The following is a 6,369-nucleotide window of genomic DNA, read 5'->3' as shown; positions in this document are numbered from 1 at the left end:
ATCTAAGATAACGTTATCTTCAATAATAGTGTCATCTAATGCGCCACGGTCAACGGTAGTACACGCGCCGATTTCTACGCGGTTACCAACACGAACTGAACCGACTTGCGGGATCTTAACCCACTCGCCTTTCTCATTCGCATAACCAAAACCATCGGATCCAATCACTGTACTAGATTGAATCAAACATGCTTCGCCAATCACCACTTCATGGTAAACACTTACGTTAGCCCAAAGCTTAGTACCTGCGCCAATTTTTGCATTTTGACCAATAAAGCAACCAGCACCGATAACGACGTCATCACCAAGCACTACGCCAGTTTCAATCACAGCATTGGCACCAATAGACACATTTTGTCCAATGGTCGCGTCGCCTAAAATTGAAGCAGAATCAGCAATACCAGCAGCTGGCGCTGGCGTGGTATCAAGCGCTTGAGCAACCTTAGCAAAAGCAACATAAGGGTCGCTGACCACAATAACGTTGGTCTTACACAGTTCACGCTCGCTCTCTTTAACCATAATAGCGGATGCTTTACAGTCGCCAAGGTGCTTGCTGTACTTCACGTTCGAAAGGAACGTAATATTTCCTTCTTGCGCTTTATCCATAGGAGCGACTGCTGAAACGGTAACTGCACCGTCTCCGTGTAGCTCTCCACCGGTAATCGTTGCCAATTCGGCTAAGGTCAGATTCTTCATAAAACTTATTTCAGTGATTTAATTACTTTTTCAGAGATGTTGTATTCTGGCTTACCGTACTGCAGAGCTTGAATATCAACGATCATGTCGTAGCCTTCTTTCTCTGCAACTTTAGTTACAGCATCTTGAATTACTTTGAATAGCTTCTGCTTCTCTTGTGCTTCACGACGTTGGCTTGCTTTTTCTAATGCTTGAGCTTTGATTTTGTATTTGCTGTCTAGTTGGCCGACTTCAATACGAAGTTTCTCTACTTCATCAGGCCCTAATAGCTCACCATCACGCTTAAGCTTTTCAATCTTAGTCTTAGCTTCAGCTTGGATACTTTGAAGCTCAGCAGCTTTATCTTTGAACTCTTCCTGCATTTTTTGAAGAACAACTTCACGCTGAGGTAGAGCCTGGAATACTTGTGCAGTATTTACATAGCCCACTTTTTGCGCAGCTTCAGCCGCTGTTGCAAAGAAAGAAGAGCTAAGAACTACAAGGCCTAAACCTGCTGCTTTAATCATATTTTTCAAAATATTGTCCTTTAAAGATTAGAAAGTTCTACCAATGGTGAATGTGAAGAATTCTTCGTCATCGCCTTCGTAGATTTTAATTGGTTTCGCTAGAGAGAAAACCAATGGTCCCATCGGTGACATCCACTGAAGAGCGGCACCATAAGATGAACGGTAATTTGTTGGGTCAGAGTAATCGTAGTAGTACTGTTGACCGCTATTAGGTACGCCACGGTCTACGAATTCGGTATCCCATACACTTGCCATATCGAAGAACACGCTAGTTCGAATCTGACTGCGCGCTTCATCAGAAGCAAACGGTGTTGGTACGATTAACTCTACGCTAGCCAAAGCAACCGCATTACCACCAACCGAATCATCGGTTGCAGAATTGTACGTCGGGTTGTTGCCCGTGCTATTTCCGTAAACAGCTTTTGGACCAGCTGAGTTCGAACCAAAACCACGTAGTGTTGTAAAACCACCCGCGTAGTAGTTTTCGTAGAATGGGAACAAGTTATCATTACCATCCGTTTGACCATAACCGTTACCATAGCCTAATCGACCACGCATCAATAGTGTGAACTCATGCTTTTTAGTCAACGGAATGTAATGTTTTACATCGTATTGCGCTTTGAAGTATTTCGCATCCGAGCCTGGTACGGTTATTTTCGCGAAAGCACGTTGGTGGTTACCTTCAGTAGGGAAGAAGCCACGGTTAAGGTTGTTGCGCGTCCAAGAGATATTGATATCGAAGTCATCGGTTAAGATATGCTCATCACCGTATTGGTCAATACTTCTCGCAAACTGTTCAACTTGAATATAGGTAGGAACGTTACCGATTTTGTTGTGCGTATAACCAAAACCAAACTCGAGACGGTTCAGCTCATCCATAGGGAAACCCCATGTTAAGCTCGTACCATAACTTTGGTTGGTATAATCGACAATACCCGCTTCAGAGGCTTCAAATTCGTTGTAGAAGATTTTCCCTCCCATACTCACGCCATCAAGGTTCCAGTATGGGTCGCGGTAGTCTAAGCTCACATTCTTTTGGTAATCGTTCATCATGGCGCTTACGCCAACACGGTTACCAGAACCTGCAAAGTTATCTTGCTGTAAACCAACCTGGAAGCTGACACCCGATTCAGTACCGTAGCCAACACCGAAGTTGACGCTACCCGAGTTCGCTTCCTTAACGTTGTAAACCAGATCCACTTGGTCTTCACTGCCAGGAACACGTACCGTTTGCACATCGACCGTTTCAAAAAAGCCTAAACGGTTAAGACGGTTCTTACCTGTATCAATCGACTTGGAGTTCAGCCAGCTGCCTTCCATTTGACGCATTTCACGACGCAGTACTTCATCTTTCGTTGAGTTGTTACCCGTGAATCGAATATCACGAACGTAGATACGGCTGCCCGCTTCTACATTGATAACCAACGACACTTCTTTGGTCTCATCGTCAAATTCAGGAATCGTACGAACTTGTGGGTACGCATAGCCAGATTCGCCTAGAATTCGTTTCACGCCCTCTTCTAAAGACGTTACAGAAGAACCGTTATATGTATCGCCATCTTCGAATGGCACTAACGCTTCGAAGTCAGCCTCGCGGCCGATAAGCTCACCACGGAAAGAGACATCTTTAACGGTATAAGCTTCGCCTTCATCTAGGCCTAGCGTGATGTAAACACCTTTCTTATCAGGAGAGATCGCAACCTGAGTCGAATCCACCTTAAATTTAAGGTAACCACGGTCAAGGTAGTAAGATTTCAACGCTTCGATATCACCAGCCAGTACTTGCTTCTGGTATTTTTCATCCGCAAGGAAATTCCACCATGCAACATCAACGTTCAAGTTGAAACGACTAAGTAGATCAGCGTCAGAGAAAACTTCGTTACCGATAAAGTTAATTTGCTGAATCTTAGCGGACACGCCCTCAGTAAATACAAACTTAAGGTCAGAACGGTTACGAGGCAGAGGCGTCACTACAGCTTTTACTGTCGCGTTGTATTTACCAACACTGTAGTAGAAATCTTCAAGGCCCTTCTCAATGTTACTCAGTGTAGTACGGTCAAGGGCTTCACCTTCACGAACACCAGATGCATCTAGGTTCTGCTGAAGTTGTTCTTCTTTGATCGCCTTGTTACCTGAGAATGAGATACTTGCGATGGTCGGTCGTTCTTTGACTTGAACAACTAAAACATCATCATCGCGAAGAACTTTAACGTCCTCAAAGTTGCCTGAAGCATACAGTGCACGAATGATCTCAGACACATCGCCGTCATCCACTTCATCGCCAATACGTACTGGCATTTTCAGTAGAGCTGCACCAAGTGCAACACGCTGTAAACCTTCGATCTTGATATCTTGAACTACAAAGTTTTGTGCTCCGTTCGCAGCCACACTAGTGGCCAATAGACTTGCGAACAGAATTTGCTTAATCGCCATACTTATTCTAATTATTCCTTGCTACTACCAATGCCTGTGAGAAACCATTCACAGACGAGTAAAATCATTAAATATTGCCAGAGCCATCAAAGAGAAGAGGATTGCGCCTCCCACTCTATATCCCATTTCTTGAACTTTTTCAGGTACAGGTTTACGAGTAACGGCCTCAATAGCGAAAAAGAGCAAATGTCCGCCATCAAGCATAGGCAGCGGAACTAAATTAATAATACCCAAGTTAACACTAATCAGAGCTAAAAAACCTAAGAAGTAAACTAAACCGTAATCGGCGGTTGCCCCTGCGCCTTTAGCAATTGAAATTGGGCCACTCAAGTTATTTAAGCCAACATCACCAACGATAAGCTTCTTAAGCATTGTCAGTGTCAAACCTATGATTTGACCTGTTTTATTAAATGCTTTTCCTACAGACTCAATTACACCAAATTGTAACTCAAAGCGATAATCTTCTGGCCATTCTGCGACTTCGGGAGCAATACCCGCATAGCCGATTGTAGAACCATCAGAAAATTCGCGACTATTGGGCGTCATAACCAATGACCGCTCAATACCATTTCGTAATACGACAAGGTCCAAGGGCATCATTGGGTGTGAACGGATTAATTCAACAACCGACTTCCACTGTTCAATAGGCTGACCATTAATTTCGACAATTTTATCGCCAGATTCTAGCCCTGCAGAATAGGCAGCACCGTCATCAATAACTTGAGCGAGCACTGTCGATATCTCTGGAGAATAGGGTCTAAAACCAAGCGTTGTCATTGCTGACTCAGTTTCTGGGTTGAACGACCAGTCAGAAATATCCAATGTTATCTGTTGTTCAAAGCCGATGTCGTCTTGAGAAGAAACCGTTACAGTCATGGACTCATCACCAATATGTGATATCAAACCCAAGTTTACTGATTCCCAATCTGCGGTTTTGATTCCTGAAATAGATTTAAGTTCCATTCCAGTTTCAATTCCGGCTCGTGCAACAATAGATTGCGGGGTGACCTCACCGATCACCGGTTTAACCGCAGGCACGCCAATCAAAAATACCAGCCAATATGCGAACACGGCAAAGATAAAGTTGAATGCTGGACCTGCACCCACAATCGCTGTTCGTTTCCACAACGGTTTCTTATCAAAAGCGTATTGCTGTTCGTCTTCAGAAAGGTCATCAACACGACCATCAAGCATCTTAACGTAGCCACCCAATGGAATGACTGACAAGCTATATTCCGTTCCATCGCGGCCAACTTTACTCCAGATCGATTTACCAAAACCAATCGAGAATTTTTCTACTTTCACACCGCAGCGACGAGCAACCCAGAAGTGTCCAAATTCATGAACAGCGACCAGAATACCAAGCGCTACAATAAAGGATGCGAAGTTCCACAGAATTCCACTCATGCTAGCTGCTCTTTTATAAATTGAATGGCTATTTGACGAGACATATTATCGAGCTCGAGAAGGCTTTCCAAGCTATCTAAGCCTTCAGAGTTATGTTGTTCACATACTTTGTTCATAACATGCTCGTTAATGATAGCAATATCGGTAAACTTCACTTGATTGTTCAAGAAAGCATCGACTGCAATTTCGTTTGCCGCATTAATTGCTGTTGTTGCATGCTGCCCCAAATAGCACGCCTCAATGGCTAATCTCAAACATGGGTAACGAGTTAAATCGGGCTCTAAGAAGGTAAGCTCGCCCACTTTGGTGAAATCCAGAGGCTTAACACCCGCTTCAGTACGATCAGGATAAGACATGGTCAAAGCAATTGGCGTCGCCATATCAGGTTCACCCATTTGAGCCAATACTGAGCCATCTTTGTACTGAACCATAGAATGAATCACAGACTGAGGGTGAATAATAACTTTGAGTTGCTCTTGAGAGGCATTAAATAGCCATTTCGCCTCAATGTACTCTAAGCCTTTATTCATCATCGTAGCTGAATCAACAGAGATCTTAGGGCCCATTGACCAGTTAGGGTGTGCAATCGCTCTCTCAGGTGTGACCGAATCTAACTCTGCAACATCCGTATAGCGAAAAGGGCCACCCGAACCAGTCAAAAGAATATGGTTGATACCATTTTCTTCAAGGTCACAACGGCCTAGTTTGGTTTGCACATTCTGAGGTAAACACTGAAAGATAGCATTATGCTCGCTGTCGACAGGAAGCAGTTCAGCGCCGTACTTCTCTACGGCGTCGATAAACAACTGGCCAGACATCACCAACGCTTCTTTGTTAGCCAGCAAGATGCGCTTACCAGCCTTAACCGCAGACATCGTAGGAAGCAAACCTGCCGCACCCACAATAGCAGCCATTACCGTGTCCACTTCATCTAGAGAAGCGACCTGACACATGCCTTCAGAACCAGAAAGAACTTTGATGTTTGGGTGATTTGTAGACAACACTTCAGTCAGCTTAGATGCTGCATCAGGGCAAGCCATAGCAACATAGCTTGGTTGCCACTTTTCAACTAACGCCAGCATCTTTTCAACATTCGAGCCTGCAGCCATTGCTACAACCGAATAGAGTTCTGGGTTTTGTTCAACGACTTTTAGTGTACTTGCACCAATTGAGCCGGTAGCGCCAAGGATAGTTAGATTTCGCATCACATATGACCGTAGAAATGTAATAAAGGGCAGAATCACTGCCCTTTTTTATTAGAATGCTAAATAAAGCAGAGCAAAGACAGGGAACGCAGCCGTTAAGCTATCTATTCTATCAAGTATAC

The 6,369-nt window shown here is 44.1% G+C and carries 5 protein-coding genes; all 5 read right to left on the bottom strand.

Going from position 1 to position 6,369, the window contains the following annotated elements:
- Window positions 1-696: UDP-3-O-(3-hydroxymyristoyl)glucosamine N-acyltransferase (gene lpxD, locus AB4653_RS12235; RefSeq protein WP_372104267.1), on the bottom strand; the 696-nt coding region annotated here is incomplete at its 3' end.
- Between the two features lie 5 nt (window positions 697-701).
- Entirely contained in the window at window positions 702-1,202 is a 501-nt protein-coding gene (locus AB4653_RS12230) for an OmpH family outer membrane protein (RefSeq protein WP_009847410.1), read from the bottom strand.
- A gap of 27 nt (window positions 1,203-1,229) precedes the next feature.
- Window positions 1,230-3,635 carry an outer membrane protein assembly factor BamA gene (gene bamA / locus AB4653_RS12225; RefSeq protein WP_009847411.1) on the bottom strand — a complete coding sequence of 802 codons (2,406 nt, stop codon included), beginning with the start codon at window positions 3,633-3,635 and terminating at the stop codon, window positions 1,230-1,232.
- Between the two features lie 48 nt (window positions 3,636-3,683).
- Window positions 3,684-5,042, bottom strand: coding sequence for a sigma E protease regulator RseP (rseP, locus tag AB4653_RS12220; RefSeq protein WP_102257777.1), 1,359 nt, complete (start codon window positions 5,040-5,042; stop codon window positions 3,684-3,686).
- A complete protein-coding gene (gene ispC, locus AB4653_RS12215; protein WP_009847413.1) occupies window positions 5,039-6,247 on the bottom strand; it encodes a 1-deoxy-D-xylulose-5-phosphate reductoisomerase in 1,209 nt (402 codons plus the stop codon). The genes rseP and ispC overlap by 4 nt, the downstream gene beginning before the upstream one ends.
- Window positions 6,248-6,369: the final 122 nt, after the last annotated feature.

Source organism: Vibrio sp. 10N.222.48.A3 (assembly GCF_041475345.1).
In the GTDB taxonomy this organism is placed as follows: Bacteria; Pseudomonadota; Gammaproteobacteria; order Enterobacterales; family Vibrionaceae; genus Vibrio; species Vibrio tasmaniensis_A.
This window is presented reverse-complemented; position numbering and strand designations above follow the sequence as displayed.